The organism is Comamonas terrae (assembly GCF_001544075.1).
Taxonomy (GTDB): Bacteria; Pseudomonadota; Gammaproteobacteria; order Burkholderiales; family Burkholderiaceae_C; genus Comamonas; species Comamonas terrae.
This window is the reverse complement of record NZ_BCNT01000003.1, coordinates 564,741-584,053: the sequence shown is the minus strand read 5'-3', so window position 1 is coordinate 584,053 and position 19,313 is coordinate 564,741. Positions and strand designations below refer to the sequence as shown.

General features: G+C 64.9%; 18 protein-coding genes. 14 read left to right on the top strand and 4 right to left on the bottom strand.

Annotated elements, in window-relative coordinates:
- Nucleotides 1-322 precede the first annotated feature (322 nt).
- The 13 genes from Cte04_RS06030 to Cte04_RS05970 all read left to right on the top strand — a co-directional run bounded on the left by Cte04_RS06030 (nucleotide 323) and on the right by Cte04_RS05970 (nucleotide 14,336).
- Nucleotides 323-1,399 (top strand): pilus assembly protein PilM, encoded by a 1,077-nt coding sequence (locus Cte04_RS06030; protein ID WP_066473625.1) that lies wholly within the window; start codon nucleotides 323-325, stop codon nucleotides 1,397-1,399.
- Nucleotides 1,396-2,007, top strand: a complete 612-nt coding sequence (locus Cte04_RS06025; protein ID WP_066473622.1) for a PilN domain-containing protein — start codon at nucleotides 1,396-1,398, stop codon at nucleotides 2,005-2,007. Before Cte04_RS06030 ends, Cte04_RS06025 begins: the two co-directional genes overlap by 4 nt.
- Complete coding sequence (locus tag Cte04_RS06020; protein WP_066474057.1) at nucleotides 2,007-2,684, top strand: type IV pilus inner membrane component PilO; 678 nt, start codon at nucleotides 2,007-2,009, stop codon at nucleotides 2,682-2,684. Before Cte04_RS06025 ends, Cte04_RS06020 begins: the two co-directional genes overlap by 1 nt.
- The gene (locus tag Cte04_RS06015) at nucleotides 2,681-3,229 is read left to right on the top strand and encodes a pilus assembly protein PilP (protein ID WP_066473617.1); all 549 of its coding nucleotides are present in this window, start codon (nucleotides 2,681-2,683) and stop codon (nucleotides 3,227-3,229) included. The genes Cte04_RS06020 and Cte04_RS06015 overlap by 4 nt, the downstream gene beginning before the upstream one ends.
- The gene (locus tag Cte04_RS06010; RefSeq protein ID WP_066473615.1) at nucleotides 3,226-5,349 is read left to right on the top strand and encodes a type IV pilus secretin PilQ; all 2,124 of its coding nucleotides are present in this window, start codon (nucleotides 3,226-3,228) and stop codon (nucleotides 5,347-5,349) included. The genes Cte04_RS06015 and Cte04_RS06010 overlap by 4 nt, the downstream gene beginning before the upstream one ends.
- 119 nt (nucleotides 5,350-5,468) lie before the next feature.
- The gene (locus tag Cte04_RS06005; protein WP_066474053.1) at nucleotides 5,469-6,002 is read left to right on the top strand and encodes a shikimate kinase; all 534 of its coding nucleotides are present in this window, start codon (nucleotides 5,469-5,471) and stop codon (nucleotides 6,000-6,002) included.
- 127 nt (nucleotides 6,003-6,129) lie between these two features.
- Nucleotides 6,130-7,221 (top strand): 3-dehydroquinate synthase, encoded by a 1,092-nt coding sequence (gene aroB, locus Cte04_RS06000; RefSeq protein WP_066473613.1) that lies wholly within the window; start codon nucleotides 6,130-6,132, stop codon nucleotides 7,219-7,221.
- Nucleotides 7,222-7,271: 50 nt separating this feature from the next.
- The gene (locus Cte04_RS05995) at nucleotides 7,272-8,450 is read left to right on the top strand and encodes a deoxyguanosinetriphosphate triphosphohydrolase (RefSeq protein ID WP_066473610.1); all 1,179 of its coding nucleotides are present in this window, start codon (nucleotides 7,272-7,274) and stop codon (nucleotides 8,448-8,450) included.
- A gap of 159 nt (nucleotides 8,451-8,609) precedes the next feature.
- Nucleotides 8,610-9,227 (top strand): DUF1415 domain-containing protein, encoded by a 618-nt coding sequence (locus tag Cte04_RS05990; protein ID WP_066473607.1) that lies wholly within the window; start codon nucleotides 8,610-8,612, stop codon nucleotides 9,225-9,227.
- The gene (locus Cte04_RS05985) at nucleotides 9,227-10,123 is read left to right on the top strand and encodes a class I SAM-dependent methyltransferase (protein ID WP_066473605.1); all 897 of its coding nucleotides are present in this window, start codon (nucleotides 9,227-9,229) and stop codon (nucleotides 10,121-10,123) included. Before Cte04_RS05990 ends, Cte04_RS05985 begins: the two co-directional genes overlap by 1 nt.
- 340 nt (nucleotides 10,124-10,463) lie before the next feature.
- The gene (locus tag Cte04_RS05980; RefSeq protein ID WP_066473603.1) at nucleotides 10,464-11,894 is read left to right on the top strand and encodes an alkaline phosphatase; all 1,431 of its coding nucleotides are present in this window, start codon (nucleotides 10,464-10,466) and stop codon (nucleotides 11,892-11,894) included.
- A gap of 38 nt (nucleotides 11,895-11,932) precedes the next feature.
- Nucleotides 11,933-13,420: an alkaline phosphatase gene (locus Cte04_RS05975; RefSeq protein WP_066474048.1), complete on the top strand. Its 1,488-nt coding sequence runs from the start codon at nucleotides 11,933-11,935 to the stop codon at nucleotides 13,418-13,420.
- Nucleotides 13,421-13,520: 100 nt separating this feature from the next.
- Complete coding sequence (locus Cte04_RS05970; protein ID WP_083526520.1) at nucleotides 13,521-14,336, top strand: hypothetical protein; 816 nt, start codon at nucleotides 13,521-13,523, stop codon at nucleotides 14,334-14,336.
- A gap of 172 nt (nucleotides 14,337-14,508) precedes the next feature.
- Here Cte04_RS05970 and Cte04_RS05965 read toward each other — a convergent pair whose 3' ends face one another.
- From Cte04_RS05965 to Cte04_RS05950, 4 genes are all read right to left on the bottom strand, one after another.
- Nucleotides 14,509-15,510 (bottom strand): Bug family tripartite tricarboxylate transporter substrate binding protein, encoded by a 1,002-nt coding sequence (locus Cte04_RS05965; RefSeq protein ID WP_066473597.1) that lies wholly within the window; start codon nucleotides 15,508-15,510, stop codon nucleotides 14,509-14,511.
- Between the two features lie 63 nt (nucleotides 15,511-15,573).
- Nucleotides 15,574-16,776, bottom strand: coding sequence for a 3-oxoadipyl-CoA thiolase (pcaF, locus tag Cte04_RS05960; protein ID WP_066473594.1), 1,203 nt, complete (start codon nucleotides 16,774-16,776; stop codon nucleotides 15,574-15,576).
- Nucleotides 16,777-16,851: 75 nt separating this feature from the next.
- Nucleotides 16,852-17,508 carry a 3-oxoacid CoA-transferase subunit B gene (locus Cte04_RS05955; RefSeq protein ID WP_066473590.1) on the bottom strand — a complete coding sequence of 219 codons (657 nt, stop codon included), beginning with the start codon at nucleotides 17,506-17,508 and terminating at the stop codon, nucleotides 16,852-16,854.
- 124 nt (nucleotides 17,509-17,632) lie between these two features.
- The gene (locus tag Cte04_RS05950; RefSeq protein WP_066473585.1) at nucleotides 17,633-18,328 is read right to left on the bottom strand and encodes a 3-oxoacid CoA-transferase subunit A; all 696 of its coding nucleotides are present in this window, start codon (nucleotides 18,326-18,328) and stop codon (nucleotides 17,633-17,635) included.
- An 86-nt stretch (nucleotides 18,329-18,414) separates the two neighbouring features.
- On the opposite strand from Cte04_RS05950, the gene Cte04_RS05945 reads away from it, so the two are divergent.
- Nucleotides 18,415-19,281: an IclR family transcriptional regulator domain-containing protein gene (locus Cte04_RS05945; protein WP_083526519.1), complete on the top strand. Its 867-nt coding sequence runs from the start codon at nucleotides 18,415-18,417 to the stop codon at nucleotides 19,279-19,281.
- The last annotated feature ends 32 nt before the right edge of the window (nucleotides 19,282-19,313 follow it).

Below are 19,313 nucleotides of genomic sequence, written 5' to 3'. Positions count from 1 at the left end.
TCTGATGGCGGCATTTCGCAGTCTGTACAAGGGGTGTCGCATTATAGAAATGCGCCCTTTTCGATGCGTGCGCTGGGTTGACTGGCAGCTCCGGCATCTACGGGAAAGCTGGCCATCCTAGGCCGAACCCTATGCAATGCATGCAAAAGTGACATTTCAGTTGTTGCATTTGACAGGGCGCAAGACTGTCTTTTTTTGACCACGGAACCGTAAAAACGCCCTTTATTCAATGCATTGACGCCTATGGCTTGCTGATAGCATGCTGCCCTAGTGTGAGGTTTTGTTTCTATATTTACAAGTAAAAAGAGGGGGGAGCATCTCTATGGATGTGAGCTCTTTGTTCAGTCGCCAGCCGGCCCCGCTGCTTGGCATCGACATCAGTTCCTCCAGCGTGAAGCTGGTGGAGCTGGCCAAGAACAAATCCGGTGAGGTGCAGCTGGAGCGCTGCGCCATCGAGCCTTTGGAAAAAGGCTGGATCACCGATGGCAATATCGAGAAATTCGACGAAGTGGCCGAAGCCGTGCGCCGGGTGGTCAAGAAAAGCGGCACGCGAACCAAGAATGTGGCCATGGCGCTGCCTGCGTCGGCCGTGATCACCAAGAAGATCGCGCTTCCCTCTGGAATGACCGAGCAGGAGCTGGAAGTCCAGGTGGAATCGGAGGCCAACCAGTACATTCCGTTCTCGCTGGACGAGGTCAGCCTGGATTTCTGTGTCATCGGCCCTTCCACCAGTTCGCCCGGCGATGTGGATGTGCTGATCGCGGCTTCGCGCCGGGAAAAGGTGCAGGATCGCCAGGGCCTGGCGGAAGCCGCGGGGCTCAAGCCCGTGGTGATCGATATCGAGCCCCATGCATCGCGCATGGCCGCGTCGCGCCTGATCCGGCGCCTGCCCGGGGAAGGTCGGGATGCGGTGGTGGCGCTGTTCGAAGTCGGCGCCATGACCACCAGCATGCAGGTGATGCGCAATGACGAGGTGCTGTACGACCGCGACCAGGCGTTCGGCGGCGCCCAGCTGACGCAGCTGATTGCTCGGCAATACGGCTTTTCCTCCGAGGAGGCCGAAGCCAAGAAACGCAGCGGCGACCTGCCGGACGACTACCCTTCCGCCGTACTCAAGCCTTTCGTGCAGAGCCTGACGCAGGAAGTGGCGCGCGCATTGCAGTTCTTCTTCACGAGCACGCCATACAACCGTGTCGATCACATTCTGATGGCGGGAGGCTCGGCCTCCCTGCCGGGACTTGTCGAAGCGGTGAGCCAGCAGTCTGGATTTGCCTGCAGCCTGGTCAATCCTTTTGACGGCATGGAGATCGGCAGCGGCGTGCGCCTGAAGAAGATGGCGCGCGAAGCGCCGTCCTATCTCACCTCCTGCGGCCTGGCGATGCGGAGGTTCGTGGCGTGATCCTGATCAATCTATTGCCTCACCGGGAGGCTGCGAAAAAGCGCCGCAAGGAAGCTTTTCACATCAACCTGTTCCTGTCCGCGCTGGCCGGCCTGCTGATTGCAGCGCTGGTCTACTGGTATTTCCAGACCATGATCGAAAACCAGCAGGCCCGCAACGAGGTGCTGCGCTCCGAGATCAAGGTGCTGGAAGCGCAGATCAAGGAGATTGCCGGCCTGGAAGGGGAAATTGCTGCGCTGCGGGCCAGGCAGAAGGCCGTGGAGGACCTGCAGTCGGACCGCAATCTGCCGGTCCACATGCTCAACGAACTGGTCAAGCAGCTGCCCGACGGCGTCTACATCACCAGCATCAAGCAGGAGGGGCTGGTGGTCACCATGCAGGGCACGGCCCAGTCCAACGAGCGGATTTCGGAAGTGCTGCGCAATCTGTCCGAAGGAACGCCCTGGTTCTCCAAGCCGGAGCTTCAGGAAATCGTGGCCAAGACCGTGGACGTGACGGCCAAGGAAAAGCGCAGGGCGGCGGCATTCACCTTGCGCGTCAATCTGACGCGCGCCAGCGATGCAGAGAAAAACCTGGCAGCGGCCAACTCTTCCGTGAAGGCGAAATGATGGCCAAGAAGAAGTCATTGAACCTTGATTTCTCTGCGCTGCAGGAAAAGATGCAGCGCCAGTTCAGGAACCTCGATCCGAATGATCCGTCGGTCTGGCCTGCGCTGCCCAAGTCGCTGCTCTATATCGCCGTGGCGGTCGCCGTGGCGGCGCTGCTGTGGTTTGCGCTGCTCAAGGACTATCAGGAAGAGCTGGAACAGGAGCAGAACACCGAGGTGAGCCTGCGCCAGGATTTCCAGACCAAGCTGACCAAGGCGGTGAGCCTGGACGCCCTGAAAAAGCAGCGCGAGCAGGTGGAGCAGTATGTGACTCAGCTGGAAAAGCAGCTGCCCAGCAAGGCCGAGATGGCCGCGCTGCTGTCCGATATCAATCAGGCCGGCCTGGGTCGCAGCCTGCAGTTCGAGGTATTCCGCCCGGGCTCGATGGTGACCAAGGAGTATTACGCCGAGCTGCCGATCGCCTTGAAGGTGACGGGCCGCTACCACGATATCGGCGCCTTCGCGTCCGATGTGGCGTTCCTCTCCCGGATCGTGACCTTGAACAATGTGTCCATCGTGCCCAGCGCCAAGGACGGCGACATCCTGACCATGGATGCCACTGCCCGCACATTCCGCTACCTGGATGCGGATGAAATACAGGCGCAGCGTGCGGCGGCAGCCGGAAAGGGCAAGAAATGAAGCGATTGCCTTTTGCGTGGGTGACGGCAATGGCGGGCTGCCTGCTGCTGGCAGGCTGCCTTTCCTCGGAAGAGGATGAGCTGCGCTCCTGGATGGCGCAGGAACGGGCCAATGCCAAGCCCCGGGTCACGCCGCTGGAGGAGCCCAAGCCCTTCAAGCCCCAGGCCTATACCGAAGGCGCAGGCATGGATCCGTTCAATCCGCTCAAGCTGCTGCAGGTGCTCAGGCGCGAATCGGCGCAGTCCAGCGCCAACACCAGCCTGATCGCGCCGGAGCTCAACCGCCGCAAGGAGCCTCTGGAGGCGGAGCCGCTGGATGCGATGACGATGGTGGGCAGCCTGGACAAGAAAGGCGTCCCCACGGCCCTGATCAAGGTGGGAAATCTGCTGTACCAGGTCCGCACGGGCAATTACCTGGGGCAGAACTACGGAAAAATCGTCCGGATCTCCGAAAACTCCGTCCAGCTGAGGGAAATCGTGCAGGACGGCGGGGGGGACTGGATTGAAAGAACAAGTACTTTGGAGTTGCAGGAGGGAAAGAAATGATGGGTGCAAACCATGGCATTCTTGCCAGGGCCCGCTGGGGCCTGGCCCTCGGCGGCTTGTTGCTGAGTTCGCTGGCCTGGGCGCAGGCCCGCATTGAATCGGTGTCGGGCTCCCTGCAATCGGGAACCGAGGTCATTCGTGTCGATTTTTCCGAGCCTCTGGCTGCAGACCCCACGGGATTTGTCGTCCAGTCGCCGGCCCGCATCGCACTGGATTTTCCCGGTGTCACGAACGGCACCGGCAAATCCGTGGTCGACTTCAACCACGGCAATCTGCGTTCCGCGAATATCGTGGAAGCCTCGGGGCGCTCGCGCATTGTCCTGAACCTCAAAACTGCAGCCACCTACCGGACCGAGCGGCAGGGCAAGGCCCTGCTGATACTGCTGGATCCAGCCACCGCGGCGGCTCCATCCGGCAATGCGGCGGCATCCAAGATCTTTGAAAGCAAATCCGCATCCAGCGATGTGGCTCCGATCCGTGACGTGGACTTCCGCCGCGGCAGCGACGGTTCGGGCCGAGTCGTCATCGGACTGAGCAACAGCCAAGTGGGCGTCGATCTGCGCCAGGAGGGCAAGGGACTGGTCGTGGACTTCCTGCGCAGCTCCCTCCCGGAGAACCTGCGCCGAAAGCTGGATGTGGCCGATTTCGGCACGCCGGTACAGGCCATTTCGACGACCCAGCAGGGCGACCGTGTGCGCATGCGCGTGGATGCCGTCGGGGACTGGGAACACAGCGCCTACCAGAGCGACAACCAGTTCGTGCTCGAGATCCGCCAGAAGAAGGTGGACACCAGCAAGCTGACCCAGGGGCCCGGATACAGCGGCGAAAAGCTTTCGCTGAATTTCCAGAATATCGAGGTCCGCGCCCTGCTGCAGGTGATTGCGGATTTCACCAACTTCAATATCGTCACTTCCGACACGGTCACGGGGGCGTTGACGCTGCGGCTCAAGGATGTGCCCTGGGACCAGGCGCTGCAGATCATCATGGATGCCAAGGGCCTGGGAATGCGCAAGTCGGGCTCCGTGCTGTGGATTGCGCCCAAGGATGAAATCGATGCCCGCACCAAGCGCGACTATGAAGCGGCGATGGAAATCCAGAAGCTGGAGCCTTTGCGCACCCAGGGTTTCCAGCTGAACTATGCCAAGGCCGCCGATATCCTGCAGCAGCTCACCACTTCGAGCGGCGGCGGGAGCGGTACGGCAGGGCAGAGTGCTCGCTTTCTCTCCCAGCGCGGGTCGGCCATTGCCGAACCCCGCACGAACCAGCTGTTCGTCACCGATACGGGCACCAAGCTGGAGGAGCTGAAAGCCTTGCTGGCGACGCTGGATGTGCCGGTGCGCCAGGTGATGATCGAGGCGCGCATCGTGGAAGCCCGCGATACCTTTGGCCGCTCCCTGGGCGTGAAGTTCGGCGGAGGCGCATTGGGCAGCAACCGTGCGCTTTCCACCGGCATTGCCAACCAGGGCGCATCCTCGATTTCCACCGATACCTCGGGCAAGCTGACGACCGATTTCTCCAAGAACTTCGTCAACCTGCCGGCCAGCGTCTCCGGTGTGAACTCGGTGGGGCAGGTGGCTTTCAGCGTGTTCAACAGCTCGATGACGCGCTTTCTTTCGCTGGAGCTGTCTGCCATGGAAGCGGATGGCGATGGCAAGATCATCTCCAACCCGCGCCTGGTCACGGCCGACCAGAACAAGGCCCTGATCGAACAGGGTACGGAGTACCCCTATTCGGTGACGGCTCCCAACGGTGCCACCACGATCTCCTTCAAGAAGGCCGTGCTCAAGCTTGAAGTGACGCCGCAGATCACGCCCGAGGGCGACATCATTCTCGACCTGGACGTGAACAAGGACAGCCGGGGCGAGACCACGACCCAGGGTGTGGCCATCGATACCAAGCACATCAAGACCCAGGTGCTGGTCGAGAACGGCGGCACCGTGGTGATCGGCGGCATCTTCGAGATGGAAGAAACCAACCAGGTCAACAAGGTGCCCATGCTGGGCGACATTCCCGTGCTGGGCCATCTGTTCAAGAACAACACCAAGGCGTCCACCAAGCGCGAAATGCTGGTGTTCATCACGCCGAAAATGCTCAACCAGCTGCGTACGGCCAACAACTGACATCGTTTCTTTCATGGCGGTAGGGTCTGCATGAACTTCATGCAGACCCTTTTTGCATCTGCAACGTGAGAAGATTGGCGTTCTTTGGCGAGACGGGCGGCAGCTGCAAGGTTTGGGCGATGACACAGGTGTTTGAGAAACATATTTCCCTGGTGGGGCTTCCGGGTTCGGGCAAGACCACGATCGGGCGTTATCTGGCAAGGCGCTGGTCGATGGGCTATGTCGACGTGGACGTCGCCATCGAGGAACAGATCGGCTGCGCCATTCGCGATTTCTTTGCCACCGAGGGCGAGGAACGCTTTCGCGAAGTGGAAGCGGAAGTGCTGGCCCGCCTGCTGGCGCGGCCCGAGAAGACGGTGGTGGCGACAGGCGGCGGCGCGGTGCTCAAGCCTGCCAACCGGGAGCGGTTGCGCGCCCATTCCACGGTGGTCTACCTGAGCGCCTCTCCGCACGAGATCGCGCGGCGGCTGCAGCGCGACACGCAACGGCCCTTGCTGCAGGTGGGCAATCCGCTGCAGCGCCTGCTGGACCTGCATGTCCAGCGCGACCCCTTGTACCGGGAGGTGGCCGACTTCGTGGTGGCAGGCAACGGCCTGTCTGCCACCCAGGTGGCGCAGAGGGTCGCCATGCAGGTGGAACTCACTCCCCCCTGAGCCGCTGCGCGGCTTCTCTGAGGGGCGACGTATAACGGGACGACGTCCTCGCCGCGAGGTGTCCCTGGTTTGGGCGGTGCCAGTCGGTGCGCAGCGCCTTGAATGAACGGTAGATAAGGATGACGTGATGGAAACGGTACGGATTGACCTGGGTGAGCGCAGCTACCCCATCTTGATAGCGCAGGACCTGCTGGAACAGGGCGCGACCTGGCAGCACCTGCCCAAGGCCGCGGCGGCCCTGATCGTGACCAATGACGTGGTGGCTCCCCTGTACCTGGAAAAGCTGCGCAGGACGCTGAGCTTGCGGTATGCGCAGGTCCATGCGGTCGTCCTGCCCGACGGCGAGGCGCACAAGGACTGGCAGACGCTGAACCTGATCTTCGACGGACTGCTGGCCCATGGCTGCGACCGCAAGACCGTGCTGTTTGCGCTGGGCGGCGGCGTGATCGGCGACATGACGGGCTTTGCCGCGGCCAGCTACATGCGCGGCGTGCCCTTTGTCCAGGTGCCGACCACCTTGCTGTCCCAGGTGGACTCTTCGGTGGGCGGCAAGACAGCCATCAACCACCCGCTGGGCAAGAACATGATCGGCGCCTTCTACCAGCCCCAGCTGGTGGTGTGCGATCTGGCGACGCTGGATACGCTGCCCGCGCGCGAGCTCAGCGCGGGCCTGGCCGAGGTCATCAAGTACGGACCGATTGCCGACATGCAATTCTTCTCCTGGCTGGAGCAGAACGTCGATGCGCTGCGCCGGCGCGACCGGGCGGCCCTGGCCCATGCCGTCAAGCGCAGCGTGGAAATCAAGGCATGGGTGGTGGGCCAGGATGAAAAGGAGGCGGGCCTGCGCGCCGTGCTCAATTTCGGCCATACCTTCGGCCATGCCATGGAGGCCGGCATGGGCTACGGCCACTGGCTGCACGGCGAAGGCGTGGCCGCGGGCATGGTGATGGCGGCGGAGCTGTCCAGGCGCCTGGGCCTGGTCGATGAAGCCTTTGCCGCCCGCCTGCGCATGCTGATCGAACGTGCCGGCCTGCCCGTGCGCGGCGCCGTGATCGATGCAAATGACAATGCCGGCCGCTATCTGGAGCTGATGCGCGTGGACAAGAAGTCCGAGGCCGGTGAGATCCGCTTCGTGCTGATCGACGGCCCCGGCAAGGCCGTGGTGCGAGCGGCCCCCGATGCGCTGGTGCGCGAAGTCATCGACGCCTGCTGCGCCTGATGCCGGATTGAGCTGTTAGAGTCGTTCCATCGATTTGTCGAGGGGACTGAATGCAGACTCTGGCCTCCTACGCCTGCGTTCCGGCACAGAGCCGGGGGCGCAGGTTTCCCGAAGCGGCGGCGCCCACGCGCAGCGATTTCCAGAGGGACCGCGACCGCATCGTGCATTCCTCGGCGTTCCGGCGCCTGGTCTACAAGACCCAGGTGTTCGTGAACCATGAGGGCGACCTGTTCCGCACGCGGCTCACGCACTCGCTGGAAGTGGCGCAACTGGGGCGCTCCATCGCGCGCTCGCTCGGACTGGAGGAGGATCTGGTGGAGGCCATCTGCCTGGCCCACGACCTGGGCCACACGCCGTTCGGCCATGCGGGACAGGATGCGCTCAACGAATGCATGAAGCCGCACGGCGGCTTCGAGCACAACCTGCAGAGCCTGCGCGTGGTCGACCGGCTGGAGGAGCGCTATCCGCAGTTCGACGGGCTGAATCTCACGTTCGAGACCCGCGAGGGCATTCTCAAGCATTGCTCCCCGGCCAACGCGCGTCTGATCGAGGCGCGCGAGCCCGAGGGCGTGGCCCGGCGCTTTCTCGACGGCACCCAGCCCTCGCTGGAAGCCCAGCTGTGCAACCTGGCCGATGCGATCGCCTACAACGCCCATGACGTGGACGACGGCGTGCGTTCGGGCCTGATCACCATGGGCCAGCTCTGCGAGGCCGTGCCCCTGTTTGCACGCTACCACGATGCCACCCTGGCGGATTATCCCGGACTGATGCAGCCGCACGCCGACCGGCGCCTGCTCTATGAAAGCATACGCCGCATGCTCAGCGACCAGGTCTACGACGTGATCGACACCTCGCGCGCGCAACTGGCTGCCGCGGCCGTGCGGAGCGTGGCCGATGTGCGCGGCTGCGGGCGGGTGCTCATCGGCTTCAGCGAGGAAATGAGGGCCGGCTCCCAGCAGCTCAAGCAGTTCCTGTTCCGCCATCTCTACCGCCACCCCCAGGTCATGCAGACCATGGACCTGGCGCAGCAGGTGGTGAGCGAGCTGTTCGCGGCCTACATGGTCGAGCCGGAGTGCATGAAGCCGCGCTTTGTGCAGCGCGCGCTGCAGGCCGACGGCCTGAGCGCCCGGGCGCGCGTGGTGGCCGACTTCATCGCCGGCATGACGGACCGCTATGCGGCGCGCGAGCACGAGCGCATCACGGGTCTGCGCCTGCTGGGCAATGCCTGAACGGACCGTCCGTGGATATGGCGCGGGGCGAGCGCCGGGCGGCCTGCATCGCTAGAATAGGCGCCCTGTGTACCCGAGCCGGACTTTTCCCGCCCAGTGCGCAACCTCTGGGGGATAAGACCTGGTCTTAGCCCCCGTTTGTATTTTGGAGGCCATGCCATGACTGAACCCACTACCGCCGCTGCCGACCAGGATTTCCCGCCCGATGTCGTGATCGCAGATACGGTGCGCTGGCTGGAAAAAGCCGTGATCGGCCTGAACCTGTGCCCCTTTGCCAAGGGCGTGCACACCAAGGGCCAGATCCACTATGTGGTCAGCGAGGCCACCGACGCCGAAGGCGTGGCCGAGGACCTGCACCGCGAGCTGGAGGCCCTGGCCGAGGCCAACCCCGAAAAGCGCGACACCACGCTGCTGATCCTGCCGCAGGCGCTGCTGGACTTCCTGGACTTCAACGATTTCCTCGAAATCGCCGATGCCATGGTCGAGGAGCTGGACCTGGGCGGCATTCTGCAGGTGGCGTCCTTTCATCCGCAGTTCCAGTTCGAAGGCACGGAAGTGGACGACGTGACCAACTGCACCAACCGTTCGCCCTATCCCACGCTGCACCTGCTGCGCGAGGACAGCATCGACAAGGCCGTGGAAGCCTTCCCCGAGGCCGAGACCATCTACGAGCGCAACATGGAGGTGCTCGAGAAGATCGGCATCGAAGGCTGGCTGGACCTGGACGTGGGCCCGCGCTGCCCCGTCACCGGCCACGGCGCAGCGAAGGGCGTCTGATGGCCAAGGTGGAAAAGAGGCCGGCCGGCAAGCCGGCGGCCCAGGACGTTGCCGCGCAGCTGGAGCTCAAGCCCGGCCAGAGCATCGAGCTGCTCAAGGCGCTGCACATCCTCACGCGCGACGGCAAGCTCAACCAGGATTCGCGCCGCAAGCTCAAGCAGGTCTACCACCTCTACCAGTTCATCGCGCCCATTCTGCAGGAGCTTTCGGAGGGCGGGCATGCCGTCACGCTGGCCGACCATGGCGCGGGCAAATCCTATCTGGGCTTCATCCTCTACGACCTGTTCTTCAAGGACCTGGGGCGCGGCCGCATCTACGGCATAGAAACGCGTGCGCCGCTGGTGGAAAGCTCGCAGCAGCTGGCGGCCGGCCTGGGGTTCGACCGCATGGAGTTCCTCAACATGTCGGTGGCCGAATCCGCGCGCGCCGATTTCATGCCTGCGCAGTTCGACGTGGTCACCGCCCTGCATGCCTGCGACACGGCGACCGACGACGCCATTGCCTTCGGGCTCGAGAAAAAGGCGAAGGCCATGGTGCTGGTGCCTTGCTGCCAGGCCGAGGTGGCGGCCTGCCTGCGCCAGACCAAGGCGCTGAGCCTGTCGCGCACGCCGCTGGCCGAGCTGTGGCGCCATCCCATCCACACGCGCGAGATGGGCAGCCAGATCACCAACGTGCTGCGCTGCCTGTACCTGGAGGCCTGCGGCTACCAGGTCACGGTGACGGAGCTGGTGGGCTGGGAGCACAGCATGAAGAACGAGCTCATCGTGGCCCGCTACACCGGCCACAGAAAGCGCAGCGCGGCCGAGCGGCTGCGCCAGTTGCTGGCGGAGTTCGGCATCGAATCGCTGCAGGCCAGCCGCTTTGCCATGCTGCCTGCCGAAGCTGCAAAAACATGAGCGGCTGGCGCAGGGTAATCAATGGGTTCATGATTTTTTAGTATTGAGATTCTTTTTTAGCCTGCGCCAAATGCTCTGCATTGCATAGCAAAGCCCTGCTGCAAACGATGGCGGCAGGGCTTTTTTCATCGCCGCCCCAAGATGAAAACGCCCTCCCGAAGGGGCAGCGCCCCCCGCGAAGCGGGGAGCGCGGGGCGCCTTTTTTCATGGCGTTGCCGCCGCGATCTGTCATCGGATCGTCATCGCGCTGACACGTCGCTTCCCTACAGTGCGCCCATTCATTCACGGAGGCGCACTGCATATGGGATGCGGCTGGCCTTCGATTGACGAGGGAGTCCGCATGAAGCAGAAATTGTTGTGCAGTGCACTGGCCGGCGCGTCGCTGTTGCTCAGCGCCTGCGGTGGCAGCGACGGTCCGGCACCGGGCCCGGCGCCGCAGCCGGTGGCCAGCAAGAACGTGTTGTTCTTCCTGGGCGACGGCATGGGCATCACCACGATGACTGCGGCACGCATCTACAGCGTGGGCGAAAGCGGCGATCTGACCATGGACCAGCTGCCCGAGACGGCCTTTGTGCATACCTTCTCCAACGATGCCCAGGTGACCGACAGCGCGCCTTCGATGGCCGCCTACATGACCGGCGTGAAGATGAACAACGAAGTCATCTCCATGACGGCAGCCACCAAGGCCACGGATGCCGACGGCAAGCCCTACCAGGTCAACTACGACAGCACCTGCCCGTCTTCCAACGGCGAAGCCGTGCCCACGCTGCTGGAGCAGATGAAGGCGGCCGGCTACGGCACGGGCGTGGTTTCCACCGCGCGCATCACGCATGCCACGCCGGCCGCGACCTATGCACACGTCTGCCACCGCGACGCCGAGAACACCATTGCCGCGGCCCTGGTGCCGGGCGGCTCCGGCTACAACGCCAAGCTCGGCGACGGCGTGGACGTGGTCTTCGGCGGCGGCGCCAGCTATTTCACGCCCAAGGAAGACGGCGGCCGCCGCAACGACAAGCGCAACCTGATCGCCGAATTCAAGGCGCAGAAATACGGCTTTGCCGCGAACAAGGCCGAATTCGACAAGCTGCCCGTGGACGGCAGCACCAAGATCGCCGGCCTGTTCACCAAGGACCACATGTCCTATGACCTGGACCGCGACGCGTCCAAGGAACCCAGCCTGGCCGAGATGACCGGCAAGGCCATCGATGCGCTGGCCGCGAGGAAAAAGGGCTTTTTCCTGATGGTGGAGGGCGGGCGCATCGACCATGCGCTGCACGCCACCAATGCCCGCCGCGCGCTGCAGGACACCGTGGCCTTCGACAATGCCATCCGCACGGCGCTGGACAAGATGCAGAAGGTCGATCCGGGCCTGAAGAACACGCTGATCGTCGTTACCGCCGACCACGACCATACGCTGAACCTCAACGGCTACGCCAAGATCACCGGCAAGACCGAACCCGGCAAGCCCGGCATCCTGGGCCTGGTCAACGACTATGTGACGGGCCAGCCTTCCAAGGATGTGGACGGCAACCCCTACACCATCATCGGCTTCGGCAACGGCCCCGGCCGCAAGGATGTGCGCGGACCCATCGACAGCGCTTCGCTGGAGAGCCCCGATTACCTGCAGGAGGCCGTGGTGCCCCTGGCTTCCGAGACCCATGGCGGTGCCGACGTGTTCCTGGGTGCCCAGGGCCTGGGGGCCGAGAACTTCTCCGGCGTGATCGACAACACCGACGTGTTCCGCCTCATCAAGAAGAGCATCGGCCTGTGATGCCGCGCCTTGTCAAGACCGCATCCAAGGAATTCCAAATGCACCCGATTTTCCGCAAGACAACTTTCGCACTGGCGGCCTTTGCATCGCTGGCCGTGCTGGCGCCGGCCGCCCATGCGGCCGGCGAGGCCAAGAACGTGATCTTCTTCCTGGGCGACGGCATGGGCCCCGTCACCGTCACGGCAGCGCGCATCTACAAGGGCGAAAAGCAGCTGGCGGCCCAGCCCGGCTCGCTCAAGAGCAGCGAATACGCCAAGCTGCAGATGCAGTCCCTGGCCTATGCCGCGCGCATCAAGACCTTCTCGCACGACGGCCAGACCACGGACAGCGCGCCTTCCATGTCGGCCTACATGACCGGCGTGAAGATGAACAACGAAGTCATCTCCATGTCGTCCGATACCTCGGCGGTCGACGGCAGCGGCAAGCAGTACATCAATGGCGAGGACACGACCTGCCCGGCCGGCAACGGCCAGCCTGCGCAGACGCTGCTGGAGCTGGCCAAGGGCCAGGGCCGTTCGGTCGGCGCCGTCTCCACGACGCGCGTCGGCCATGCCACGCCTGCCGCCACCTATGCCCATATCTGCAACCGCAACGGCTACAACACCATTGCCGAGCAGTCCGTGACCGCGGGCGTCGACGTGCTGATGGGCGGTGGCCAGCGCAACTACCTGCCCAAGGCCGTCAATCCGTCCAGCAAGCGCAGCGATACGCGCAATCTGGTGGCGGAAATGCAGGCCAAGGGCTATGCCTATGTGGATACCGGCAGCAAGCTGGCCGCATTGGACGCGACCAAGGTCGACAAGCTGCTGGGCCTGTTCACGCAGAGCGAAATGTCCTATGAGCTGGACCGCGTCAAGCAGGGCAAGGACGAGCCCAGCCTGGCCGACATGACGACCAAGGCGCTGGATGTGGTGAGCCGCAACAGCAAGGGCTTTTTCCTGATGGTCGAGGGCGGCCGCATCGACCACGCCCTGCACGGCACCAATGCCAAGCGCGCGCTCGAAGACACGCTGGCCTTCGACAAGGCCATCGAGACCGCCATGGCCTATATGGAGAAAAAGGACCCGGGCCTGAAGAACACGCTGATCGTGGTCACGGCCGACCACGACCACAACATGGTGTTCAACGGCTACTCCAAGCTGGGCAATCCCATCCTGGGCAAGGTGGCCGACTACCAGAGCGGCCGGATGGCCAAGGCCGGCGACGGCAAGCCCTATACCACGCTGGTCTTCGGCAACGGCGGGCGTCCCAACGCCTCGGCATCCAGCCAGGTCAATGCCGAGGACGGCAACAAGCCCTGGATCGCACCGGCCCGTGGCGCCTCGCGCGACGACCTGACGGCTGTGGACACCACCGATGACAACTTCCTGCAGGAAGTGGGCATCAACCTGGGCACGCCCGGCTCCGAAACCCATGGCGGCGGCGACGTGATGCTGTTCGCCGGCGGCGCGGGCGCCAGGATCTTCAAGGGCACCATGGACAACACCAAGGTGTTCAGCAAGGTCAGGGAAGCCGCGGGCCTGTAATTTTCTTCTTCCTTCGCAACCGGAGCCGTGGCGCTTGCGCCCGGCACCGGTTTTTTCGCATCTGCCAGGCCTTTGATTGGCCACCCGTGACTTGCCCTCCATGACTTCTTCGGTATTCCCCCTCCGTCCCCTCTCCGCTGGCTGGATCGCCGTAGCCTGGCTCGCCAGCGCCATGGCAGGCTTGCCTGCCGCAGCGCAGCCCGCGGGCTCGGCGGCTGCCTCGGCTGTCCCGGCCGCCACCTCCTCCAAGGCCGCGGACGCTGCGGCGCGCACCACGGCCGCAGTGCAGGCCACGCCGGACGCCGACCTGCGCATCACCTACGAGGCCATGAGCGTGGGCAGCGACGGCGTGCAGCGCAGCAGCGTTTATAGCAATAGGGTCTACCGCCGCAAGGGCCAGCTGTGGATAGAGCGCGAACTGCCGGCCGCGCTGCGCCAGAGCCAGGCCCACGGCCACGAGCATGCGCACGGTCCGCATGCCGGCCATGCGCATGACGAGGCGCGTGCCGCGCCGCTGTCGCTGCGCCGCGCCGAGGACGGCAAGGTCTCGGTGGAGGTGGTGCTGGCCAAGCTGCGCCGCGTGATCTCGGTGGACGAGGCGCATCACGGCAACGTGGGCTATGGCGGCTCGTTCGAGAACGCATACTGGATCGTGCCGCCCGCGGCGCTGCAGGGCATGGAGCGCGTGGGCAAGCCCCAGGGCGGCGTGCAGCGCTACAAGAGCGTGGCCGGCGAGCAGACCACGGTGGTTGACTGGGACCTCGCCAACCAGTTCGCGCGCCGCGTGGAGCGTGGCGATGCCCATGGCATCGAACGCATCGTGGTCACGGCCACGCGCCTGCCGGGCCCGCTGGCCCAGCCCTGGAAGTCCATCGAGGGCTACGACAGGGGCGACTATTCCGATCTGCTGGACTGAGATGACCACCCCCTGAGTGGCTTCGCGCCTTCCCCCTCTCTCGCTTTGCGGGAGGGAGACGACACCTCGGTGCGCTGCGGCCCTTCCTCGGTGTCTCTGGGCTGGGCTGTGTCGACTCCTGCGAAAAGGAACTGGTGCTGCCCCAGTCGCCGACGCGCAGCAGTTCAGAGCGTCAAATCTGCGCCCCGGAGTCCTTGACCACCTTCCCCCATTTGGCCGATTCGGCCTTGATGTAGGCCGCAAAGCCGGCCTGGGTGTCGATGACGACATCGCCGCCCTGCTCGGTGATCTTCTTGACCACCGCAGGGTCCTTGAGCACCTTGACGATGGCCGCATACAGCCTGGCCTGCACGTCGGCCGGCGTCTTGGCCGGCGCCCACAGACCGAACCAGGAGGTGGCCTCGTAGCCGGGAACGCCGGCCTCGGCAATCGTTGGCACATCGGGCAGCTCGGGCGAACGCTTGGCCGTGGTGATGGCGATGGGGCGCAGCTTGCCCGAGCGCACATGCTGGATGGCCGAGGGCAGGTTGTCGAACATGATGGCGATCTGGTTGCCCAGCAGGTCGGTCATGGCGGGCGCGCTGCCCTTGTAGGGCACATGCAGCAGGTCGGTGCCTGTCATGCTGCGAAACAGCTCCCCCGAGACGTGGGGCGATGCGCCGGCGCCGGGCGAGCCATAGGTCACCTTGCCGGGATGGGCCTTGGCATAGGCGATCAGCTCCTTGACGGTCTTGAACGGCTGGCTGGGATGGGCGACCAGCAGATTGGGCACGGTGGCAACGCGCGTGAGCGGCACGAAGTCCTGCACCGGGTCATAGGGCAGCTTCTTGTACAGCGCCTGGTTGATGGCATGCGTGCCGACGGTACCCATGAACAGGGTGTAGCCGTCGGCCGGCGCCTTGGCGGCCAGCGCGGCGCCAATGTTGCCGCCCGCGCCGGGCTTGTTGTCCACCACCACGGGCTGGCCCAGCTCGGCCGTCAGGCCCTGGCTCATGATGCGCGCCAGGATGTCGGTCGTGCCGCCGGCCGAGAACGGCACGATGATGGTGATGGGCTTGTTCGGAAAGCTGCCCTGGGCCTGGGCGGGGCTGGCCAGGGCACCCAGCGCGGCCATGGAGGCGGCTGCGATGGCCTGCAGGCTGCGGCGGCGGGTGAAGGTGGGGGATGCGGGCATGGAAGTCTCCGGAGCGGCAGGCACCGCCAAGCGCAATGCCTGCCTTTTTGTTCTATGGATGGATCAGATTTTTTCGAGGACCACGGCGATGCCCTGGCCCACGCCGATGCACATGGTGCACAGCGCATAGCGGCCGCCCAGCGTGTGCAGCTGGTTCACGGCCGTGGTGGCCAGGCGCGCGCCCGAGGCGCCCAGCGGATGGCCCAGCGCGATCGCGCCGCCCCACTGGTTGACGCGGCGGTCGTCGTCGGCGATGCCGAGGTCGCGCAGCACGGCCAGGCCCTGGGCGGCGAAGGCTTCGTTCAGTTCGATCACGTCCATCTGGTCCAGGGTCAGGCCGGTCAGCTGCAGCACCTTGCGCACGGCCGGTGCGGGCCCGAAGCCCATGATGCGCGGCGCCACGCCGGCCGTGGCCATGCCGACCACGCGGGCGCGCGGCGTGAGGCCGTACTGCTGGGCGGCGGCCTCGCTGGCCAGCAGCAGGGCGCAGGCGCCGTCGTTCACGCCGCTGGCGTTGCCGGCGGTGACCGAGCCGTCAGGCCGCACCACGCCCTTGAGCTTGGCCAGCGCCTCGAGGGTGGTGGCGCGGGGATGCTCGTCCTGGCTCACGATGACGGGGTCGCCCTTCTTCTGGGCGATGGACACGGGCACGATCTCCTTGGCCAGGTAGCCGGCGGCGATGGCTGCGGCGGCCTTCTGCTGCGAGGCCAGCGCCATGCGGTCCTGGGCTTCGCGCTCGATCTTGAAGTCGTCGGCCACGTTCTCGGCGGTCTCGGGCATGGAGTCCACGCCGAACTGGGCCTTCATCAGCTTGTTGACGAAGCGCCAGCCGATGGTGGTGTCGTACACCGCGTTGCTGCGGCTGAAGGCGCTCTCGGCCTTGGGCATGACGAAGGGGGCGCGGCTCATGCTCTCCACGCCGCCGGCGATCATCAAACGGGCTTCGCCGGCCTTGATGGCGCGTGCGGCCGAGCCCACGGCATCCAGGCCCGAGCCGCACAGGCGGTTGATGGTGGCGCCGGGCACATCGATGGGCAGGCCGGCCAGCAGCGACGACATGCGCGCCACGTTGCGGTTGTCCTCGCCGGCCTGGTTGGCGCAGCCGTAGAGCACGTCGGTCACGGCAGTCCAGTCCACGTTGGGGTTGCGTTCCATCAGTGCCTTGATGGGCACGGCGCCGAGGTCGTCAGTGCGCACGCCGGCCAGAGAACCGCCGTAGCGGCCGAAGGGAGTGCGCACGGCGTCGCAGATGAAGGCTTGGGTCATGGTGTCTCCTGGAGGGTATTCAAAAAAGAGAGCTGTCAGCGCTTGATGGGTAAGCGATGGAGCGCGATTTGGTGCTTATTGCGGAGTTGCGGGCTGAATCGGCAGGCCGATCATCCGCTCCAGCTCGGCGTGCGAGAGGCCAGCCACGGTGTCGATCAGGCGCAGGCCGCCCGGCGTGCATTCCAGCGAGCACAGGTCGGTGTAGATGCGCTTGACGCAGGCCAGCCCGGTGAGCGGGTAGCTACAGGCCTGGACCACCTTGCATTCGCCGGACTTGGTCATCAGGTCCATCATCACCCAGGTCTGCTTGGCGCCCACGGCCAGGTCCATCGCGCCGCCCACGGCGGGAATGGCGCCGGGCTCGCCGGTGCTCCAGTTGGCCAGGTCGCCCGTGGCCGACACCTGGAAGGCGCCGAGCACCGAGATGTCGAGATGGCCGCCGCGCATCATCGCGAAGCTGTCGGCATGGTGGAAGTAGCAGCCGCCGGGAAGCAGGGTCACGGGCTGCTTGCCGGCATTGGTCAGGTCGTAGTCCTCCTGGCCTTCGGCGGGCGCAGGGCCCATGCCCAGGATGCCGTTTTCGCTGTGCAGAATGACTTCGCGCCCTGCGGGAATGTAGTTGGCCACCTGCGTGGGCATGCCGATGCCCAGGTTCACATAGGCGCCGTCGAAGATGTCCTGGGCCACGCGCCGGGCCAGTTCCTGCTTGCTGCGTTTCTGATAGCTGTTCACACTAGTCTTTCCTTGATTTCGACCGCCAATGAGGGCTGGTGCATGCAACTGGCGAAGCCCAAGCCGAGAGGGCCGGCAAGGGCCGCCGTCCCCCGGGGGGATGCGGCGAGCTGCTCAGGGGTGCTCATTTCTTGAAACCGCCGGCTTGGGTGGCCACGCGGGGCACCTTGACCACCTTGCTCACGTAGATGCCGGGGGTGACCACGGCTTCGGGGTCGAGCTGGCCCAGCTCCACGATCTCATGCACCGTGGCCACGGTGAATTGGGCGGCCGCGGCCATGACGGGGCCGAAGTTGCGCGCAGCCATGCGGTAGGTGAGGTTGCCCCAGCGGTCGCCTTTTTCGGCCTTGACCAGCGCCACGTCGCCATGGATCGGGTATTCCAGCACGTACTGGCGGCCGTCGATCTCGCGCGTTTCCTTGCCCTTGGCCAGTTCGGTGCCGTAGGCCGTGGGGCAGAAGAAGGCGCCGATGCCGGCGCCGGCGGCGCGCATGCGCTCGGCCAGGTTGCCCTGGGGCACGAGTTCCAGCTCGATCTTGCCGCTGCGGTACAGCTCGTCGAACACCCAGCTGTCCACCTGGCGCGGAAAGCTGCAGATGATTTTGCGCACCTGGCCGCTCTTGAGCAGGGCGGCCAGGCCGGTATCGCCGTTGCCGGCATTGTTGTTGACCACCGTGAGCTCGCGCGCGCCGTGGGCGATCAGGCCGTCGATCAGTTCCGTGGGGTTGCCGGAAGTGCCGAAGCCGCCAATCAGCACGGTGGCGCCATCCTTGATGCCCGACAGCGCCTCGGCGACCGTGTCGGCAATTTTGTCGATCATGGAATATTCCCGATAAACCGTTGTCCCGGGGGACGTCTGTTGCTAATATGTTCGTAATAAGAACATTTGTTCGCTGAAAGAATTATATGAATCCCCCCTCTGCGAAATCGACGGTAGTAACCACATCGGTGGAAACCCTTGGTGGCCGTGCCGACACCGGGCAGGCCCCGGCGCAAAAGCCCGGAGACGGCTATGTCCAGTCCTTTGCGCGGGGGCTGGCGGTCATACGCTCCTTCAGCGCCCAGGCGCCTGAACAGACGCTGAGCGCAGTGGCTGCCGCCACCGGGCTGACGCGTGCGGGTGCGCGCCGCATCCTGCTGACGCTGCAGACGCTGGGCTATGTGAAGAGCGATGGCAAGTACTACCAGCTCACGCCGCGCATCATGGAGCTGGGCTTTGCCTATCTGAGCTCCACGCCGCTGTGGAACCTGGCCGAGCCCGTCATGGAGCGGCTGTCCGACGAGATCCGCGAATCCTGCTCGGCCGCCGTGCTCGACGGCGACGAAATCGTCTACGTGCTGCGCGTGCACACGCACAAGATCATGAGCACCAACCTGAGCGTGGGCTCGCGCCTGCCGGCCTGCTGGACTTCCATGGGGCGCGTGCTGCTGGCCAGCGAGAGCGACGAATCGCTGCGCGCGCTGCTGGCCGCACGCGACCGCCGCCGGTTCACGGCGCTGACGGAGCAGGACGACGAGAAGCTGCTGCAGCGCATCCTCGAAGTGCGCGCCCAGGGCTGGGCGCTGGTGGACCAGGAACTGGAGGAGGGCTTGATCTCGATTGCCGCGCCCGTGAAGAACGGCGCCGGCCGCACGGTGGCCGCGCTCAACATCAGCGGCCAGGCCAACCGCAACAGCGTGCAGATGATGCGCGAGCAGCTGCTGCCCCAGCTGCTCGCTGCCACGCAGCACATCAGCCAGCTGCTGCGCGCATCGGGGCGCATGCAGCTGTGATGCCCGATGGCCGAGGAGCGCAGGTGCGAGCG